Source organism: Spirosoma foliorum (assembly GCF_014117325.1).
Classification (GTDB): Bacteria; Bacteroidota; Bacteroidia; order Cytophagales; family Spirosomataceae; genus Spirosoma; species Spirosoma foliorum.
The window spans coordinates 7,887,501-7,906,125 of the sequence record NZ_CP059732.1 but is presented as its reverse complement, the minus strand read 5'-3'; the positions used below and the strand labels follow the sequence as shown (position 1 = coordinate 7,906,125).

The 18,625-nt window shown below is 47.3% G+C and carries 16 protein-coding genes and 2 rRNA genes (1 of these 18 running past the window's edge); 16 read left to right on the top strand and 2 right to left on the bottom strand.

Annotated elements, in window-relative coordinates; translation table 11 throughout:
- The first annotated feature begins 47 nt into the window (after nucleotides 1-47).
- The 16 genes from ilvC (at nucleotide 48) to H3H32_RS33310 (ending at nucleotide 17,249) form a co-directional block, all read left to right on the top strand.
- Entirely contained in the window at nucleotides 48-1,091 is a 1,044-nt protein-coding gene (gene ilvC / locus H3H32_RS33385; protein ID WP_182460035.1) for a ketol-acid reductoisomerase, read from the top strand.
- A gap of 159 nt (nucleotides 1,092-1,250) precedes the next feature.
- Nucleotides 1,251-2,516 (top strand): threonine ammonia-lyase, encoded by a 1,266-nt coding sequence (gene ilvA / locus H3H32_RS33380; RefSeq protein ID WP_182460034.1) that lies wholly within the window; start codon nucleotides 1,251-1,253, stop codon nucleotides 2,514-2,516.
- 12 nt (nucleotides 2,517-2,528) lie between these two features.
- Nucleotides 2,529-2,789 (top strand): DUF4160 domain-containing protein, encoded by a 261-nt coding sequence (locus H3H32_RS33375; RefSeq protein ID WP_182460033.1) that lies wholly within the window; start codon nucleotides 2,529-2,531, stop codon nucleotides 2,787-2,789.
- Nucleotides 2,790-2,798: 9 nt separating this feature from the next.
- On the top strand, nucleotides 2,799-3,056 hold the full coding sequence (locus tag H3H32_RS33370; RefSeq protein WP_182460032.1) for a DUF2442 domain-containing protein: 258 nt from the start codon (nucleotides 2,799-2,801) through the stop codon (nucleotides 3,054-3,056).
- Nucleotides 3,057-3,069: 13 nt separating this feature from the next.
- Complete coding sequence (locus H3H32_RS33365; RefSeq protein WP_182460031.1) at nucleotides 3,070-3,930, top strand: helix-turn-helix transcriptional regulator; 861 nt, start codon at nucleotides 3,070-3,072, stop codon at nucleotides 3,928-3,930.
- A gap of 10 nt (nucleotides 3,931-3,940) precedes the next feature.
- Nucleotides 3,941-4,369: a VOC family protein gene (locus H3H32_RS33360; RefSeq protein ID WP_182460030.1), complete on the top strand. Its 429-nt coding sequence runs from the start codon at nucleotides 3,941-3,943 to the stop codon at nucleotides 4,367-4,369.
- Nucleotides 4,370-4,411: 42 nt separating this feature from the next.
- Nucleotides 4,412-6,424: a M1 family metallopeptidase gene (locus H3H32_RS33355; RefSeq protein WP_182460029.1), complete on the top strand. Its 2,013-nt coding sequence runs from the start codon at nucleotides 4,412-4,414 to the stop codon at nucleotides 6,422-6,424.
- 178 nt (nucleotides 6,425-6,602) lie between these two features.
- The gene (locus H3H32_RS33350; protein ID WP_182460028.1) at nucleotides 6,603-8,957 is read left to right on the top strand and encodes an outer membrane protein assembly factor BamB family protein; all 2,355 of its coding nucleotides are present in this window, start codon (nucleotides 6,603-6,605) and stop codon (nucleotides 8,955-8,957) included.
- 23 nt (nucleotides 8,958-8,980) lie between these two features.
- The gene (locus H3H32_RS33345; RefSeq protein ID WP_182460027.1) at nucleotides 8,981-9,403 is read left to right on the top strand and encodes a DUF1801 domain-containing protein; all 423 of its coding nucleotides are present in this window, start codon (nucleotides 8,981-8,983) and stop codon (nucleotides 9,401-9,403) included.
- Nucleotides 9,404-9,635: 232 nt separating this feature from the next.
- On the top strand, nucleotides 9,636-11,045 hold the full coding sequence (gene leuC / locus H3H32_RS33340) for a 3-isopropylmalate dehydratase large subunit (protein ID WP_182460026.1): 1,410 nt from the start codon (nucleotides 9,636-9,638) through the stop codon (nucleotides 11,043-11,045).
- 95 nt (nucleotides 11,046-11,140) lie between these two features.
- Entirely contained in the window at nucleotides 11,141-11,737 is a 597-nt protein-coding gene (gene leuD, locus H3H32_RS33335) for a 3-isopropylmalate dehydratase small subunit (RefSeq protein WP_182460025.1), read from the top strand.
- A 91-nt stretch (nucleotides 11,738-11,828) separates the two neighbouring features.
- Nucleotides 11,829-13,349, top strand: coding sequence for a hydroxymethylglutaryl-CoA lyase-like TIM-barrel protein (locus H3H32_RS33330; RefSeq protein WP_182460024.1), 1,521 nt, complete (start codon nucleotides 11,829-11,831; stop codon nucleotides 13,347-13,349).
- A gap of 75 nt (nucleotides 13,350-13,424) precedes the next feature.
- Nucleotides 13,425-14,120: a class I SAM-dependent methyltransferase gene (locus H3H32_RS33325; protein WP_182460023.1), complete on the top strand. Its 696-nt coding sequence runs from the start codon at nucleotides 13,425-13,427 to the stop codon at nucleotides 14,118-14,120.
- Nucleotides 14,121-14,220: 100 nt separating this feature from the next.
- Nucleotides 14,221-15,297: a 3-isopropylmalate dehydrogenase gene (leuB, locus tag H3H32_RS33320; protein WP_182460022.1), complete on the top strand. Its 1,077-nt coding sequence runs from the start codon at nucleotides 14,221-14,223 to the stop codon at nucleotides 15,295-15,297.
- Nucleotides 15,298-15,557: 260 nt separating this feature from the next.
- Nucleotides 15,558-16,697, top strand: a complete 1,140-nt coding sequence (locus tag H3H32_RS33315) for a 2-isopropylmalate synthase (protein ID WP_182460021.1) — start codon at nucleotides 15,558-15,560, stop codon at nucleotides 16,695-16,697.
- A 90-nt stretch (nucleotides 16,698-16,787) separates the two neighbouring features.
- Nucleotides 16,788-17,249 (top strand): hypothetical protein, encoded by a 462-nt coding sequence (locus tag H3H32_RS33310; RefSeq protein ID WP_182460020.1) that lies wholly within the window; start codon nucleotides 16,788-16,790, stop codon nucleotides 17,247-17,249.
- 102 nt (nucleotides 17,250-17,351) lie between these two features.
- Here H3H32_RS33310 and rrf read toward each other — a convergent pair.
- Both rrf and H3H32_RS33300 read right to left on the bottom strand, forming a co-directional pair.
- A 5S ribosomal RNA gene (gene rrf / locus H3H32_RS33305) occupies nucleotides 17,352-17,462 on the bottom strand.
- Between the two features lie 142 nt (nucleotides 17,463-17,604).
- A 23S ribosomal RNA gene (locus tag H3H32_RS33300) occupies nucleotides 17,605-18,625 on the bottom strand (it continues 1,808 nt past the right edge of the window).

Genomic DNA, 18,625 nt, shown 5'->3' with positions numbered 1-18,625 from the left:
CGTAACCAATTAGTAACCCTAAATACGAGTACAAAAATCAATTAAACATGGCAACGATTAATTTCGGAGGAGTTGAAGAGCAAGTTGTAACACGGGAAGAGTTTCCGTTAGAAAAAGCACGTGAAGTACTGGCGAATGAAGTAATCGCCGTAATCGGTTATGGTGTTCAAGGCCCTGGTCAGTCGCTGAACATGCGCGACAATGGTTTCAACGTTATCGTTGGCCAACGCAAAGGCAAAACCTATGACAAAGCAGTTGCTGACGGCTGGGTTCCAGGCGAAACATTGTTCGAAATCGAAGAAGCGCTCGAAAAAGGTACCATCATCTGCTTCCTGCTTTCTGATGCTGCTCAGATTGAACTCTGGCCAACTGTAAAAGCAGCCCTCAAACCCGGCAAATCGCTGTATTTCTCACACGGTTTCGGTGTAACGTATAAAGAGAAAACCGGTATTGTTCCTCCTGCCGATGTTGATGTATTCCTGGTTGCTCCTAAAGGTTCAGGTACATCGCTCCGTCGTCTGTTCGTAGAAGGTAAAGGATTGAACTCGTCTTTCGCTGTTTATCAGGATGCCAGCGGCAACGCACGTACCAAAGCGATTGCTATGGGTATCGGTGTTGGTTCAGGTTACCTGTTCGAAACCGATTTCTACAAAGAAGTAACGTCTGACTTAACGGGTGAGCGTGGTACGCTGATGGGTGCTATCCAGGGTATTTTCGCTGCTCAGTATGAAGTTTTACGTGAAAATGGTCACAGCCCATCCGAAGCGTTCAACGAAACGGTTGAAGAATTAACCCAATCGCTGATGCCATTGGTTGCTGAAAACGGTATGGATTGGATGTACGCTAACTGTTCGACAACCGCTCAGCGTGGTGCGCTGGATTGGTGGAAGCCTTTCCACGATGCTACCAAGCCCGTATTCGAGAAACTATACAACTCGGTAAAATCGCAGGAGCAAGCTGAAATCAGCATCACTCGCAATTCGCAAAGCGATTACCGCGAAAAACTTGAAGTTGAATTGGCTGAACTACGTGAGTCTGAAATGTGGCAGGCTGGTAAAGCTGTTCGGTCACTGCGCCCAGAACGTAGCTAGTCAGAACTGACAATTATTATACCTATCGGGTAGAGAGCAGCCATCAGGCCAGCTACTACCCGATAGTTCGTTTATGGCCAATATCTAATCCGCTGGCCTCGAATCTCCGCCCATCACCCGTTGACTTTTTGTATGTTTGTGTAAACACTTCCGTTAGCCGTGGTCGATTCCGAAAAAATAGGTTTTACACCTGATCTTGACAATATATATCTAGCTGCCGAGCGGCTTCAGGGCGTTGCTGCCCATACGCCGTTACAGGAAAACCTTAACCTGTCGGATCGATACGGGGCTAACATTTTTCTAAAACGCGAAGATTTGCAGGTCGTACGCTCCTACAAAATTCGGGGCGCTTATAATAAAATGGCCAGCCTCTCGGCCGAAGCGCTGGCCAAAGGAGTCGTGTGCGCCAGTGCTGGAAACCACGCACAAGGGTTAGCCTATGCCTGCCGGAAGATGGCGGTACATGGCACCATTTTCATGCCGACAACCACACCGAACCAAAAGGTGAAACAGGTACGCATGTTTGGCAAGGAGTTCGTCGATGTTCAGCTGATAGGCGATACCTATGACGATGCCTACAATGCGGCAATGGATTACGTCAATACCCACGACAGTACGTTTGTGCACCCTTTCGATGATGTGCTGGTGATGGAAGGGCAAGGCACCGTTGGTCTGGAGATTCTTCGGGACGCTACAGGCAAAATCGATTACCTGCTCATGGCCATCGGCGGAGGTGGCTTGGCATCGGGCGTTTCAACAGTATTTAAGCAGCTAAGCCCCAAGACTAAACTCATTGGTGTAGAACCTCTTGGTTCGCCATCTATGAAAGTTTCCATAGACGAAGGCCACGTTGTAGCGCTCGACAAGATTGATAAGTTTGTCGATGGAGCTGCCGTAAAACGTCCGGGCGATATGACCTTCGAAATCTGTCGCAAAAACCTTGATCGCGTTTTGCTGGTACCCGAAGGAAAAGTCTGCACAACGATACTAAAGCTGTACGACGAAGACGCTATTGTAGCCGAGCCTGCGGGCGCCTTAACGATTGCCGCCTTGGACATGATGAAGGACGAAATCAAAGGCAAAAACGTTGTTTGTCTGGTTAGTGGCGGCAATAACGACATTACCCGTACAGAAGAAATCAAGGAGCGGTCTTTGTTGTATGAAGGATTAAAACACTACTTCATTATTCGTTTCCCACAACGTGCCGGAGCCTTCCGCGACTTTCTGAACGTACTTGGCCCCAATGACGATATCAGCCGTTTTGAGTATGCCAAGAAAACGAATCGGGAAACCGGCCCTGCTGTCGTAGGGATCGAGCTAAAACATCGTGAAGACTTCGAGCCGCTCATTCAGCGAATGCAGGCACAAAATATCGTGTTCGAGTACCTGAACGACCAGCCTGATTTGTTTCAGTTTTTGGTGTAACTTATCATACATATGCCCGAGATTAGCCGCTTTTATGGGATTATTATCCGGATGTTTTACAACGACCATAATCCACCTCATTTTCATGCTATCTATGGCAATGATGAAGCGTTAATTAATATTCAAACGTTAGAATACATAGAAGGTAAGCTTCCTAAGCGTGCCAGAGCGTTAGTAACCGAATGGGCAATTGAGCATCGGGAGGAATTAGTAAATAACTGGGAAAAAGCACGTAAACCAGAAGACTTATTGCCAATTGATCCTTTAAACTGATCGAAGACTATGGCAGAAATTGAAAATTTTGAAGTATTAGAGAACTACTACATTCGTTTTCGCTTCACCGACGGCCTAGAAAAGTTAATTGATTTTAAGCCGTATATTAAAGATAACCCAATTACGAAGCCTTTGGCTGACTTTGATTATTTCAAACAAGTTCATTTGTATGAACGGGGAAGTGGTATCTATTGGCCCAATGGTTATGATTTTGACCCAACGTATCTGAGAGATTACGTTGAAGGTGAGATTTTGGCGAAAGCTTAATCAACAAACCTTCATGCTCCGCGTCCCCTCCTCCATACAAGCCAATCAGTTTGAATCACTGAATATCCGGCGACCCGACGCTTCAGAGATGAAGTTCGTGGCGTATCGAAGCGACGTCTATCCTGAACGGAACGAGGTATTTTTTGAGGAACATGCCGTTATTGTAGTGCTCGAAGGCGAGAAGAAGTTCAGTTCGCCTACGCAGGAATTACACGTACGAAAAGGCGACATTCTATTTTTTCAGCGGGGGTGTTACTCCATGAACGAGTCGATCGACAACAGCTACCGAAGTCTGGTGTTTTTTGTGAATGAGAAAATGCTGAAAGAGTTTGTTAATCAGCACCTGTCACTGTTTCAATCGGCATCAACTTCGCTCCCTACGGATCTGATTTTATCCTTCTCGTCATCGCCCACGTTTGCCACGTTTATTGATTCACTGCTACCTTATTTCGGTTCTAAAACTCCCTTTCTGAACGACCTCTTACGGCTTAAGTTTCAGGAGCTATTACTTCATCTTCTCGAACTCGATACGCTAGGCCAGCTACGCGCTATCTTGTGGCATATTTACCAAGGCCAGAAAATCGACCTCGATTATTTGATGAACGCCTATTCGCTTAAGCCACTATCGATGAGCGAATTGGCCAGATTATCAGGACGAAGCCTATCGGGATTTAAACGCGAATTTGAAGAACACTTTCATACGTCGCCCGGTCATTGGATACGATTAAAACGGCTTGAACATGCCCACTTTCTACTCCGAAACACGAATAAAAACGTGTCGGAAGTCAGTATGGAAATTGGGTATGAAAGCGTGTCCCATTTTATTAAAGCCTATAAGCAACAGTACGGTTTTACACCCAAACGCGGTAACTAATCATACAGCTATGCTACACTGTACCCCCTTTCTTTTATTCGATGGAAATTGCGCTGAGGCAATGACCTTTTACCAAACGTGTCTTGGCGGAGACTTGACACTGATTAAACTCGGTGATACGCCCATGAAAGCCCAGTTTCCACCCGAAAAACATGACCGGATTATCAATGCCCAACTGAAAAGTGGGGCCATCGATTTCTCAGCTACCGACTGGATGGCTTCCCCTAAACTTGAGCCAAAACCGGGAAACACATTTAGCATATATGTCGTCGGTGAAACATATGATGAAGTAAAAACGGTGTTCGACAAACTGGCAGCCGGAGCTGACCAAGATACCAGAACGTTCATTGAGCTAAATAATATGCCATTTGGAAGCTATGGGCAATTCACCGATAAATACGGCGTTTCCTGGATTTTCAAAGGCGGCCAGAAAGATTAACCGTTGCTATCCAGCCAATAACGATTTAACATTTCACCAACTATGATTACACGAATTACCTTCCTTACACTGCTGATAGGCAGCACAGTTGTCTCAGCCCAACAGACGAGTTCACCAATCCGGAAAACAGTCGAGACGTCGAAGCGTTCAGTTCGGCTCGATGTTCCGATAACAAACTCCATCCAAAACGCATTCAAGGCTGGCACGCGTGATTTCTCTGGCAAACCGGGACCCAATTACTGGCAGTTAGAGGCTGACTATACTATAAAGGCAAGCCTTGATCCGGCAACACAAGTAATTACTGGATCAGAAAAAATCAGCATGCATAACAATAGCCAGTACGACCTGAAAACGATTGTTCTGCGCCTTGATCATAACTTGTTTCGGCCGGAAGCCCAGCGCGGGGCGTCTGTGCCAGCCGAAGCAACCGATGGCATGGTTTTAACTAGCCTGAAAGTAGCGGGGCAGTCAGTGGATCTTACAGCCGCAGCTCCCACTCCGTCGCCATTTGGTCGGAGTACAGCACCCACTACCAAAATGACTATATCCGGCCTTACGCAAACGATAGCCACTATCAATCTGGTTGATCCGGTCAAAGCAGGAACAACGGCTGAACTGGAAATCGAATGGCACACCAAGCTACCAGGCGGTCCAAATGGGCGAGGTCACCGAATGACGCAACGGTTTGATAGTAAGCTCTTTCAACCCACACAATGGTACCCGCGCCTGGGAAAATATGATGATCTGCGTGGTTGGGAGACAAGCCCTTACCTCGGTCCTTCAGAATTCTACAATAACTTCGGCAAATTCGATGTGTCCATAACTGTACCCGGCGGATGGATTGTCAGTGGTACAGGCGTCCTTCAAAACCAAAACGAGGTGTTGACAGCAACGGCACGGCAGCGGCTTTCCACCGTTCTCAACTCCAACGATGAAGTAGTCATTGTGGGTGAAACCGAAAAAGGGCCTGGCCAATCAACGGCTCCGGGCGACAAGCTCACCTGGCATTTTGTGGCAGACAAGGTCAATGATTTTGCCTGGGCAACCGCCGAAAACTTTATCTGGAAGGCAACCCGCGCCACCATTCCCGGCAAAGGCGCTATTCCCATTCATATGGTTTACCTCCCCGAACGAGCCAAACTCTTTGAAAAAGCGGGTACGATTACACGACATGCGCTCGAGTTTTATTCCGCACTTTGGGCACCTTATCCATTTCCTCAATTGACCTTGCAGGATGGCCCAAGCGCGGGTATGGAGTATCCGATGGTCATTAACTCGAATCAGGGTGCTGCCGATCATGAAACTGGGCACGAGTGGTGGCCTATGATGCTGGGTACGAATGAAACACGTTACGGCTGGATGGATGAAGGCTTCAATCAGTACATGAATATCCTCTCGGCTGCCGACCGAGACCGGAAACCCTATAATCTGGATGGTCTGGGCCAGAGCTATGGCCGGATGAGTGGCGACGAAAACGAAGCACCCATGATGTGGAGCGCAAACGATGCTGGTAGTGGCTATCGGTTTCAAACTTATGGCAAAGCGCCGTTGATGCTTTCCATGCTGGGTGGCATTGTAGGCGATCAGGCAGTGCTAAACGCCATGAAAAAATATACAGCAACGTGGGCGTTCAAACATCCGTCGCCCTGGGATTACATCTTCTTCATGAACAATGAATTAGGACAGAATCTCGAGTGGTTCTGGTACTACTGGCTATGGACAACGGAGACTGTTGAAGGATCGATTCAGGGAGTAAAAACGGCAAATGGCCAGACTACGGTAACTGTTCATGAGGCAGGTCAGATGCCGTCGCCGATTGTGTTGAAGGTTGAGTTTGACGCAGCAGGCCCTGCCATTAAAACGATGCCTAACGCCAAAATGATCGATGCCACTACCGCCGAAGTTACCTGGCCTGCCTCCGTTTGGTTTGATGGCAACCGTACGTTTAATGCCATCATGAATTTTGGCGAACGCAAGATCAAAAAGATAACGTTTGATCCGCATGGCCGTTTCCCGGATGCCAATCCTACCGATAACATTTGGCCACGGGAGTAGTCATACCGTAGATAGACCCTAGATTCTGTCATTCCGACGCCAGGAGGAATGACAGAAAAGCGGTTCAATTTCAAAGAAATAAGACGGTTAAGCTGCTTCCATATTAAAGTTACGCACTATGGTATTTACGTTATCAAACCTGCTTTTAACTGGACTGACATCTCCTGACTTCTGTTAAATGAAAAATCGCTCCCTACTCGTTTGTACAGTAGTCTTCAATCTACTTTTCTGCTCATGTCTGAAAGCGCAACAGCATTCAGCAAAAAAAGTAGGATTAACTGCTAATTCGGGGGTTTTCACCAAAAAGCAGGTTGAAACAGGGGCAATTCTATTTGCTACACATTGCGCGGCCTGTCATGGTCGGGATTTACGAGGAACGGAAGGTGGCACAGCGCTGATTGGGGATCGTTTCATAACTAAGTGGGCCGGTAAATCGGTGGGGCAATTGTTTGATTTGACCAAATCGACCATGCCCAAAACCAATCCCCACTCGCTGGATAATACGGCTTATTCGTCCCTATTGGCGTTTATTCTGAATGCCAACGGGTTTCCCAACGGCGATGTGGCCTTGTCGTCGAAAAAGGAAGTATTGGCCGCTATTTCTTTGGGCACGCCTTCTTCGCGGGTAAGTATGCAGTTTAAGCCCGCTGCCTACAACGCAAAACCAACCACGATTGAAGCCGACTGGCGACAGCACAGGGGCGACTGCGCCAGCTCGAATTACTCTTCTTTAGAGCAGATCAATAAAGAAAATGCCAAAAATCTGAAAATCGCCTGGCGCTGGAAAACCGACAACTTCGGAGCCAGTCCAGAGTTTTATTTTAAATCGACACCCTTGATGGTGAATGGTATCTTATATACCACTGCCGGCTTGAGCAGAACAGTAGCCGCCATAGATGCCGAAAACGGGGAAACACTCTGGACGTTTCGATTCGACGAAAAAGAGCGAAAAACCTATGTACCCCGCCAGAATTCTGGTCGAGGAGTAGCCTACTGGGCATCGCCTTCAATAGGGAAAGATCGGATCATTTACATTACGCCAAGTTTTCAATTGGTTGCTTTGGATGCTAAGACAGGGCATTTAATCCCTGATTTTGGCGATAGCGGGGTGGTAGATTTGAAGAAAGGCTTAGACCAGAAAATTGATCCAATTACCGCAACGATTGGCTCCACATCTCCCCCCATTATTGTCAACGACGTTATCATCATGGGAGCGTCTTTTCCCGTGGGCTTAGCGCCTGTTTCTAAAAAGCAAGTTCGGGGAGATATTATGGGATATGATGTAAAAACCGGAAAGAAATTATGGATTTTCCACACCATACCGCAGCAGGGCGAGGTCGGAAATGAAACTTGGGAAAAGGAAAGTTGGACCTATACGGGCAACGCTGGAGCCTGGGCACCCCTAACAGCAGATCCCGAATTAGGCTACGTTTATCTACCCTTAGAGGCCGCAACCGGCGATTTTTACGGTGGCCATCGACCAGGAAGCAATCTGTTTTCGCAAAGTCTGGTTTGTTTAGATGCTAAAACGGGCAAACGAGTATGGCATTACCAGTTGATCCACCACGACATCTGGGACTATGATTTGCCAGCTCCCCCTATCCTGGCAAATATTACTATAGATGGAAAGGCCATAAAAGCAGTTGTTCAGGTTACCAAACAGGCGTTTGCTTTTGTTTTTGATCGCGTTACCGGGAAGCCCGTTTGGCCAATCGAGGAGCGTCCTGTTCCCCAAAGTGATGTGAAAGGCGAGTGGACATCACCTACGCAACCTTTCCCAACAAAACCTGCCGCTTTCGACCGACAGGGGTATTCAGATGATATTCTGGTGGACTTTACACCTGAAATCAAAAAGGCAGCCTTAAAGATTGTCAGCCGCTATAAAAAAGGGCCGCTTTATACACCTATCAGTACCTACAATCCACCCAATAATTTAGGAACGCTAATGCTTCCCGACGCCGTGGGTGGTGCTAATTGGCAGGGTGGCGTTCTGGACCCCGAAACCGGAATTCTGTATGTTTCGTCCAGTACGGTTATTCGGCCTATGAGTTTGGAGTCGGCACCTAATATATCGGATATGGATTACGTAGCCTATATGGGTAATGCCCGAATTGGCCCCTATGGTTTGCCGTTAGTAAAACCTCCCTACGGACGAATCACAGCTATTGATCTGAATACCGGCGATCACAAATGGATGGTACCGAATGCTGATACGCCTAGCTGGGTCAAAGATGTTCCAGCCTTAAAGGGCATTAAAATTCCCAGAACTGGATTGCCTGATCGGGTTGGCATGCTGGTGACGAAAACCCTGTTATTTGCTGGCGAAGGGGCAGGCTTGTATGGTTCAGATGGCGGTGGCGGAAACAAATTCAGATCGTACGACAAACAAACTGGGAAAATCATTTCGGAGATCGAATTGCCCGCCAATCAGGCCGGTCTACCTATGACGTATTCGATCAATGGCAAGCAGTATATCGTTGTAGCCGTTGGGGCCATCGGTCACCCTGGAGAACTCGTTGCGTTATCGCTATAAATAAAAACACCTCGCACTTGGCTATGAACATAGAAGAGCAAATCAACAATTATATTACTAGCCAGCCTGAGCCCAAACAGAGCGATCTGCAAGAGTTGCACCGGCGCATACTTCAAGCGTCACCAGCTTCTAAATTATGGTTCATCAATGGAAAAAACAGCGATGGTAAAACGGTTTCTAACCCGAACATAGGCTATGGATTTTACACCATAAACTATGCTGATGGCACAACCCGGGAGTTTTATCAAATTGGGTTGAGTGCAAACACGACCGGAATCTCGGTGTACATCCTTGGTATTAAGGATAAGACATACTTAGCCAAAACGTATGGTGAAAAGCTTGGAAAGGCGAGCGTGACTGGCTATTGCATCAAGTTCAAAACGCTGAAAGATATAAACGTTGATATACTCGAAGCAGCCCTAAAAGATGGCTTTGAGGCCACCTGACAGGCCAACTTCAACTCTAACCACGCGTAGCAAGAGCCTCCTTTTACTTGTCCTTATAGATAAATACGGTTTTACACCCAATTTAACCTCCTGAACTAAAATCGCTATTTACTGGACGAATGACGGGATACGGGATTGAATAAGATTCTGCAACTTTGTAATCACGTTTCTCCGCATGGCGACACCGGAGGAAAGAGAGTCAACTACAGAGAACAGTTACCTACTAACCACTATGAGTACCCCAAAAACCCTGTTCGATAAAGTATGGGATGCGCACGTCATCCGGCAGGTTAAAGATGGTCCCGATGTGTTGTTCATCGACCGTCATTTTATTCACGAAGTAACTAGCCCGGTGGCTTTTCTGGGCCTCGAAGGGCGTGGTGCACCGGTATTGTTTTCGGGCCGCACATTCGCTACCGCCGATCACAACACGCCAACGCTGAACCAGCATTTGCCCGTAGCCGATCCAATGTCGGCGAATCAGTTAGCGGCCCTGGAGCGGAATGCGGCTAAATACAACATCTCTCACTGGGGTCTTGGGCACATCAAAAACGGTATTGTACACGTAGTAGGTCCCGAAAACGGCATCACACTACCGGGTATGACCATCGTTTGTGGTGATTCACACACCTCAACGCACGGTGCTTTTGGAGCGATTGCCTTTGGTATTGGTACTTCGGAAGTTGAAATGGTGCTGGCAACGCAGTGTATCATGCAGCCCAAGCCAAAGAAAATGCGGATTACGGTCAATGGTAAAACGGGCAAAGGCGTATTACCGAAAGATGTAATTCTTTACATCATTTCGCAAACGACCGCCAGCGGTGCTACCGGTTATTTTGTCGAGTACGCTGGTGAAGTGTTCGAGAACATGACGATGGAAGGCCGGATGACGGTTTGTAACATGACCATCGAAATGGGCGCTCGGGGTGGTATGATTGCCCCCGACCAAACCACGCTCGATTACCTGAAAGGCCGCGAACTATCACCCAAAGGCGAACAGTGGGACAAACTGGTTCCTTATTGGGAAACGCTCAAAACCGACGAAGGTGCTACGTTCGATCTTGACCTTACGTTCGATGCAGCCGACATTGAGCCACAAATCACCTATGGTACAAATCCAGGATTAGGAACGGGTGTAACGCACCAGATTCCAGCAGCCGAAGACGTGAAAGACGGCTCAGCGAGCTACAAAAAATCGCTGCAATACATGGGCTTCGCCGAAAACGAATCCATGATTGGCAAACCCGTCGATTTTGTATTCCTCGGCAGTTGCACGAATGGTCGGATTGAAGATTTCCGGGCGTTTGCCTCCATCGTGAAGGGACGTCAGAAAGCGGATAACATTACGGCCTGGTTGGTACCGGGATCGCATGTGGTGGAGAAACAAATCAAAGACGAAGGTATTCTGGATATTCTGACCCAGGCTGGTTTCGAACTACGTCAGCCCGGTTGTTCGGCTTGTTTGGCCATGAACGAAGACAAAGTTCCGGCTGGTAAATACGCCGTGTCAACGTCAAACCGCAATTTCGAAGGTCGTCAGGGACCCGGTGCACGCACCTTGTTGGCTAGCCCACTGGTAGCTGCCGCTGCCGCCGTAACTGGTGTAGTTACTGATCCAAGAATTTTAATTGATAATGAATAATGTAAAATGGACAATGTAAACTGATGGCTTCTCTTATTGAAACCAAGTTTCACATTACTCGATCATTATTCATTACACATTATTCATTATCCAAAATGGCTTACGACAAATTCACTATACTCCGGAGCAGTGCCGTTCCCATGCCGATTGAGAACGTCGACACTGACCAAATTATCCCTGCCCGATTCCTGAAAGCTACCGAACGCAAAGGATTCGGCGACAACCTTTTCCGCGATTGGCGCTACAACAACGACAATACGCCTAAAGCCGATTTCGTCCTAAACGATCCGACTTATTCAGGAAAAATCCTGGTCGGTGGTAAAAACTTTGGTAGCGGATCGAGCCGTGAACACGCAGCCTGGGCTATTTATGACTATGGTTTCCGTTGCGTCGTATCGAGCTTCTTCGCCGATATTTTCCAGAACAACTCCATTAACGTTGGTATTCTGCCAGTACGGGTCAGCCCTGAGTTTCTGGAAAAAATCTTTGCAGCCATCGAAGCCGATCCAAAGACAGAATTGGAAGTAAATCTTCCAGCCCAAACGATTACGCTATTGGCTACGGGCGAAAGCGAAAGCTTCGCCATCAACGAATACAAAAAGCATAACCTCACCAACGGCTACGATGACATCGACTATCTCCTCTCGATGAAAAGTGAAATCGAAGCCTTCGCCGACGCGAGACCCTTCTAGTTTTGAATGAGTGAATGATAGAATGATTGAATAGAAAAGGTTGCGACAGCCTATTCAATCATTCTATCATTCACTCATTCTACCATTACATATGAAACGTCGTTATATTGAAATCATGGACACGACGCTTCGCGATGGTGAACAAACCAGCGGAGTGTCGTTTTCTGCGTCCGAGAAATTAGCGCTAGCCCAATTACTGCTCACCGAAGTTAAAGTAGACCGCGTTGAAGTTGCTTCGGCACGCGTGTCGGCGGGGGAATTGGAAGCCGTACAGCAGATTACCGCCTGGGCTTCCCAAGCTGGTCTGCTCGATAAAGTAGAGGTACTAACCTTTGTCGATGGACAAGCCTCGCTCGACTGGATGCAGGCGTCAGGAGCAAAGGTGATGAATCTGCTCACAAAAGGCTCGCTCAATCACCTGACCCACCAGCTCAAGAAGACCCCGGAGGAACATTTCGCCGATATTCAGCAAGTTATTCTCCAGGCGCAACAATCGGGTTTACAGGTCAATGTGTATCTGGAAGATTGGAGCAATGGCATGCGTAACTCGCCTGATTACGTGCTCCAGTACCTGGATTTTCTTCAAACGCAACCTATTCGTCGGGTGTTGCTGCCCGATACGCTTGGGGTGATGACTCCATCCGAGTCGTACTCGTTTATCAGTCAGCTAGTAAACCGTTATCCAAATCTGCATTTCGATTTCCACGCTCACAACGATTATGACCTCAGCATTGCTAACGTGATGGAGGCAATTCGGGCGGGTGCACACGGTATACACCTGACAGTGAACGGTTTGGGCGAACGGGCTGGAAATGCGCCAATGGCCAGCGCCATAGCTGTCCTGCGCGATTTCATGCCTGAGGTAAAAATGGGCGTCGTTGAAAAATCTCTGTATCAGGTTAGCAAGATTGTTGAGACGTTCTCAGGCCTTCGGATTCCCGACAATAAGCCCGTCGTTGGCGACAATGTGTTTACCCAAACAGCAGGCATTCATGCTGACGGCGACAAGAAAAACAATCTGTATTTCAACGCCTTGCTCCCTGAGCGATTTGGTCGCAAACGCAGCTATGCACTCGGGAAGATGTCGGGGAAAGCGAACATTGAGAACAACCTCCGCGAATTAGGCATCCTGCTGTCTGAAGGTGATCTCAAGAAAGTGACTCAACGGGTTATTGAGCTAGGCGACCAGAAAGAAGCGGTCACGCGTGAAGATTTGCCGTATATCATCTCCGATATCCTGAATACCAATGCAATAGCTTCTCGGGTTGAAGTTCTTAATTATGTGTTGACGCATTCGAAAGATCTCAAGCCATCGGCTACGTTACGGGTACGGATTGATACAGAGCTATTTGAAGAGAATGCGCAGGGTGATGGTCAGTACGATGCGTTTATGAATGCGCTCAAGAAGATTTACAGTAAGAAAAAGCTAACCCTGCCTGAGTTGACCGATTACGCCGTACGAATTCCAACCGGTGGAAGGACGGACGCCCTTTGCGAAACGATTATTACCTGGAAGCACAAGAACCGTGAATTCAAAACCAGGGGCCTTGATTCTGACCAAACTGTATCGGCAATTAAAGCCACTCAAAAAATGCTGAATACGCTGGATTAAAAATGACAATTCGTTTAATAACTTAGTGCTCTAGTTAACAAAGGCTAAAACGAGATTAGATTTAATTTGTCCTTTATGAGCCAGGCAAAACAAACGGCAGAGAAAGTAGAGTATAACGGATCAGACAATTTGGCAATTATGAGCCATGCTGTCAATTACAACAGCGGTCTATACAAGTGGGTATCTAGTGATATTCGCCCTGGTGAGGCTATCTTAGATTTTGGAGCCGGAAATGGCGAGTATGCCAATCGATTTCCATTAGGAAGCGTCGATGCTGCCGAAATTGATCCTGATCTTCTGCCTCTAATCAAACAACCCGTTTTTACCGACATCAGTCAACTAACGAAAAAGTATGATTTAATTTATACAATCAACGTACTGGAGCACATCGAGCATCACGGCGAAATCGTAAAAGAGTTATTTACGAAACTCAAGCCAGGCGGTCGAATTAAGGTATTTGTACCCGCTCGCCAGGAAATTTTCAGTAATATGGATGAGCACGTTGGTCATTATCGTCGCTACGATAAAAAACTGGTTCGTCAGATTCTGGAAGATGCTGGCTTTCGGGTTACCGACTGCCGGTATTATGATTTCGCAGGTTACTTTATCTCGTTACTCTATAAGTGGTTGGGAAAAGACGGTCGGATTACTAAAGAATCCGTTATTCTTTACGACCGGGCCATATTTCCAGTAAGTCGTGTATTTGATGTGTTAACCGTGGGCCAGGTTATTGGCAAAAATGTTATTGCCGAAGCTGTTCGTCCAAAGTAGCTTACAAGCATTTAAAATTCTTTTTGTTTAATTCCATTTAGCTATAAGTTCCCTAAAGAAAGATTGAGCACAGATGCGCTTTTTCTTTCAGTTGAAAAAAATGAAAAAACACATTCTAGTGGTGCCAGGCGATGGCATTGGAGCCGAAGTAACCGCCGTTGGCAAACAGGTTTTAGAAGTTATTGCTCAGAAATTCGGGCATGAATTTTCGTACGATGAAGCCCTAATTGGTCACGTCGCCATTGAAGCCACAGGTTCCCCCCTACCAGCCGAAACTTTAGCTAAAATGAAGGAGGCCGATGCCATTTTATTTGGCGCTGTAGGTCATCCTAAATACGACAACGATCCATCGGCAAAAGTCCGTCCTGAGCAAGGCTTATTGCAAATGCGTAAAGAACTTGGCTTGTACGCCAACCTGCGCCCAATCAAACTCTTCGACGAACTCCTCGACGCATCGAGTATCAAGCCTGAGATTCTTCGCGGAGCTGATATTCTGTTCTTCCGGGAATTAACAGGTGATGTTTACTTCGGTAAACGTGAACGGATTGATGAAGGCAATACAGCTTACGACACTATGATCTACAGCAAATATGAAGTAGAGCGTATTGTTCGGAAGGCATTCGAAGCGGCTCGTACACGTAGCAAGAAACTATGTTCTGTCGATAAAGCAAACGTACTTGAAAGCAGCCGTTTGTGGAGAGAAGTCGTTCAATCCCTGGCACCTGAGTATCCAGACGTTACCGTTGAGCATCAGTTTGTCGATGCCATGGCCATGTTATTGATCAAAGACCCTAAACGCTATGATGTGGTCGTAACAGGTAATCTCTTTGGTGATATCCTAACCGATGAAGCCAGTCAGATTGCGGGTTCAATGGGCATGTTGGCTTCGGCTTCGGTTGGCGACAGCACAGGGGTTTATGAACCTATTCATGGCTCGGCACACGATATTACAGGTAAAGGCGTAGCCAATCCATTAGCATCAGTTTTGTGCGTAGCTCTATTACTGGATATTTCATTTGGTCTCAAAGCAGAAGCGCAGACGGTTATCGACGCAGTAGATGCTATCTTAAAAGCTGGTTTCCGCACGCGTGACATTGCTAATAGCACTACGCCAGCCGATAAAATTCTTGGCACCGATGCGATGGGCGAGCAAATTCTGCAACGTCTGAATGCATAATTACCTACTGATCATCAGTTGAAAAAATTTGTGTATTCCCTTGCACTCTTTTTCAAAATGGTTATTTTTGTAGCGTATTTACGCGAACAGCGAAATTTCGCAAATAAAATTATGCCTATTTCCCTTACTAACCGACTGCAAAACCTAAACGTTTTATAGAACGGAGAGAAGGATATGCCATACTTAAAGGCCCTTTCTCAACAGGAAAGGGCCTTTTTCATAGACCAATAAATTTTTACGTTTTCAATATATATCGGACCATGAGCCAACGAGTTTATATTTTCGATACCACTTTACGCGATGGCGAACAAGTGCCAGGCTGCCAGTTGACCACAGAGGAAAAAATTGTGGTTGCCAAAGAACTGGAACTATTGGGTGTCGATATTATTGAAGCAGGCTTCCCTATCTCAAGTCCCGGTGATTTCCGTTCCGTTGTCGAAATCTCGAAAGCCGTTACAGAGCCAACGATCTGTGCACTTAGCCGGGCCGTAAAAGGCGATATCGATGCAGCAGGTGAAGCGCTCAAATGGGCTAAACGAGGCCGTATTCACACGGGAATTGGCTCATCGGATATTCACATTCGGAATAAATTCGGTAGCACGCGGGAGAAAATTCTTGAGCAAGCCATTGCGGCTGTTAAGCATGCAAAAACCTACGTTGAAGATGTAGAGTTTTATGCCGAAGATGCTGGTCGTGCGGATCTGGCATTTCTGGCCCAATTAACAGAAGCCGTTATTAATGCTGGAGCCACGGTCGTTAATATTCCAGATACAACCGGCTATTGCCTACCCGACGAGTATGGTCGGAAAATTGCGTACATCTATGAACACGTATCGAATGTTCATAAAGCTACGATTTCAATTCACTGTCATAACGATTTAGGTCTGGCGACAGCAAATACGCTTGCAGGTGTCATGAATGGCGCACGTCAGGTAGAAGTAACCATGAACGGCATTGGTGAGCGGGCAGGTAATACATCGCTCGAAGAGGTCGTAATGGCCATTAAGGTGAAGAAGGAATTAGGCTTATATACGAATGTCGATTCGACACGCTTGTTCCCGTTAAGCAATTTAGTGTCTCAAATGATGCGCATGCCTGTTCAGGCAAACAAAGCCATTGTGGGTCGAAATGCGTTTGCTCACTCGTCAGGAATTCACCAGGACGGTTTTTTAAAGCATTCTGAGAACTATGAGATCATGAATCCACATGATGTTGGTGTTCCAAAATCTTCGATCGTTCTGACCGCTCGTAGCGGCCGCCACGCCTTAAAACACCGACTCGAATTGTTAGGCTTCCGTTATGACAAGCCAACCCTCGATGGAATTTATACGCGCTTCCTGGATATGGCAGACATTCGTAAGGAAGTAAATGATAAAGACTTAATGGAATTAGTCCGCTAGTCTAAGGCCCGTCTCACGAGACGGGCTTTTTAGCTTTTAGCCGAACAAATTAATAAAACGGTCTGTTTCGCCAGTAAATCCTTCACGGCTATGGCACGTCCAACTCCCGAATTAATCAATGCGCTCCGCAAAACGGCCCAAAGCCTAAAAAATGGTGCTCCATATCAATGGGGTCATATGGGCGGCTGTAATTGTGGTAATCTAGCCCAAGAGCTCACAAATCTTAGCAAAGGTCAAATTCACCAGTATGCCATGCAACGACATGGTGATTGGAATGAACAAGCCGAAGACTATTGTTCAACCAGTCAGATGCCTATTGATCTTCTTATCAATGAAATGTTAAGCGCAGGTTTGCTTCTAGAGGATTTAAAACACCTTGAGCGCTTGGATGATCGTCAGGTACTAAGTCGTTTTCCAGTCGAAAAACGCTATCTGAGACATAATATGCGCGAAGATGTTGTAGCTTATATGATAGCCTGGGCCGAGTTGTTAGAAGAGCAGCTTTTGGCTAAAATAACCTTATCTTCTTTACAGGAAGTTGAATTCGCCTAGAATACATTACTGATTCCTTTTAGTAACGATAAGCATGATGCTCTTATAACCAACAACAAAAAGAGCCTGTCTTATGAACAGGCTCTCTTCTTAATTTCAGTCAGGTGGCACCTTCCTACTCTCCCGCTTGTGACAGCAGTACCATCGGCAGTACGGGGCTTAACGGCTCTGTTCGAGATGGAAGAGGTGAACACCCGCCTTACCAGCACCAACCTGAGTGACTCTTCAGACACCAGCCTTTCGGCTTACGTATCAATATCGGTATGTCTTTTTCCCCACAGAGAGAGACCCTGATTTCGTCTGTCACCAACCCCACCAACCAATCACCAATAGAACAATCTCTTCAAGTAAACACCATAACACGCGTCCGGGGACATTAGTACGGCTCGGCTCAACATGTCTCCATGCCTACACCTGCCGCCTATCAACGTTGTCGTCTACAACACCCCTTTATACCGGAACACTCATCTTCAGGCCAGTTTCGCACTTAGATGCTTTCAGCGCTTATCTGTTCCCCACGTAGCTACTCGGCCGTGCCTGCGGCCAAACAACCGATTCGCCAGCGGTGAGTCCATCCCGGTCCTCTCGTACTAAGGACAGATCCCGTCAGTATTCCCACGCCCACCACAGATAGGGACCGAACTGTCTCACGACGTTCTGAACCCAGCTCGCGTGCCACTTTAATCGGCGAACAGCCGAACCCTTGGAACCTTCTCCAGCCCCAGGATGTGACGAGCCGACATCGAGGTGCCAAACCTCCCCGTCGATGTGAGCTCTTGGGGGAGATCAGCCTGTTATCCCCGGCGTACCTTTTATCCTTTGAGCGATGGCCCTTCCATGCGGAACCACCGGATCACTATACCCTGCTTTCGCACCAGATCGGCTTGTGGGCCTCACTGTCAAGCTTGCTTCTGCTATTGCACTCCCCTGCCGATTACCGTCCGGCATGAGCAAACCTTGGGAAACCTCCGTTACCCTTTCGGAGGTGACCACCCCAGTCAAACTACCCACCAAACGCGGTCCTGTCTCCAGTTAGAACGCCAGTCAGCCAAGGGCGGTATTTCAAGGTTGATTCCACGATGCCTGGCGACACCGCTTCGCAATCTCCCGCCTATCCTACACATGCCTGACCGGCATTCAGCGTTAAGCTGTAGTAAAGGTGCACGGGGTCTTTCCGTCCCGTGGCGGGTAAGCGGCATCTTCACCGCTACTACAATTTCACCGAACTCATGGTTGAGACAGTGCCCAGATCGTTACACCATTCGTGCAGGTCGGAACTTACCCGACAAGGAATTTCGCTACCTTAGGACCGTTATAGTTACGGCCGCCGTTTACTGGGGCTTCAGTTCAAACCTTCGAGTTACCCCTAAGCTCCC

Coding starts and splice junctions, on each gene's coding strand:
- ilvC (WP_182460035.1), top strand. CDS start 48: ATGGCAACGATTAATTTCGGAGGAGTTGAAGAGCAAGTTGTAACACGG.
- H3H32_RS33375 (WP_182460033.1), top strand. CDS start 2,529: ATGCCCGAGATTAGCCGCTTTTATGGGATTATTATCCGGATGTTTTAC.
- H3H32_RS33370 (WP_182460032.1), top strand. CDS start 2,799: ATGGCAGAAATTGAAAATTTTGAAGTATTAGAGAACTACTACATTCGT.
- H3H32_RS33365 (WP_182460031.1), top strand. CDS start 3,070: ATGCTCCGCGTCCCCTCCTCCATACAAGCCAATCAGTTTGAATCACTG.
- H3H32_RS33360 (WP_182460030.1), top strand. CDS start 3,941: ATGCTACACTGTACCCCCTTTCTTTTATTCGATGGAAATTGCGCTGAG.
- H3H32_RS33355 (WP_182460029.1), top strand. CDS start 4,412: ATGATTACACGAATTACCTTCCTTACACTGCTGATAGGCAGCACAGTT.
- H3H32_RS33350 (WP_182460028.1), top strand. CDS start 6,603: ATGAAAAATCGCTCCCTACTCGTTTGTACAGTAGTCTTCAATCTACTT.
- H3H32_RS33345 (WP_182460027.1), top strand. CDS start 8,981: ATGAACATAGAAGAGCAAATCAACAATTATATTACTAGCCAGCCTGAG.
- leuC (WP_182460026.1), top strand. CDS start 9,636: ATGAGTACCCCAAAAACCCTGTTCGATAAAGTATGGGATGCGCACGTC.
- leuD (WP_182460025.1), top strand. CDS start 11,141: ATGGCTTACGACAAATTCACTATACTCCGGAGCAGTGCCGTTCCCATG.
- H3H32_RS33330 (WP_182460024.1), top strand. CDS start 11,829: ATGAAACGTCGTTATATTGAAATCATGGACACGACGCTTCGCGATGGT.
- H3H32_RS33325 (WP_182460023.1), top strand. CDS start 13,425: ATGAGCCAGGCAAAACAAACGGCAGAGAAAGTAGAGTATAACGGATCA.
- leuB (WP_182460022.1), top strand. CDS start 14,221: ATGAAAAAACACATTCTAGTGGTGCCAGGCGATGGCATTGGAGCCGAA.
- H3H32_RS33315 (WP_182460021.1), top strand. CDS start 15,558: ATGAGCCAACGAGTTTATATTTTCGATACCACTTTACGCGATGGCGAA.
- H3H32_RS33310 (WP_182460020.1), top strand. CDS start 16,788: ATGGCACGTCCAACTCCCGAATTAATCAATGCGCTCCGCAAAACGGCC.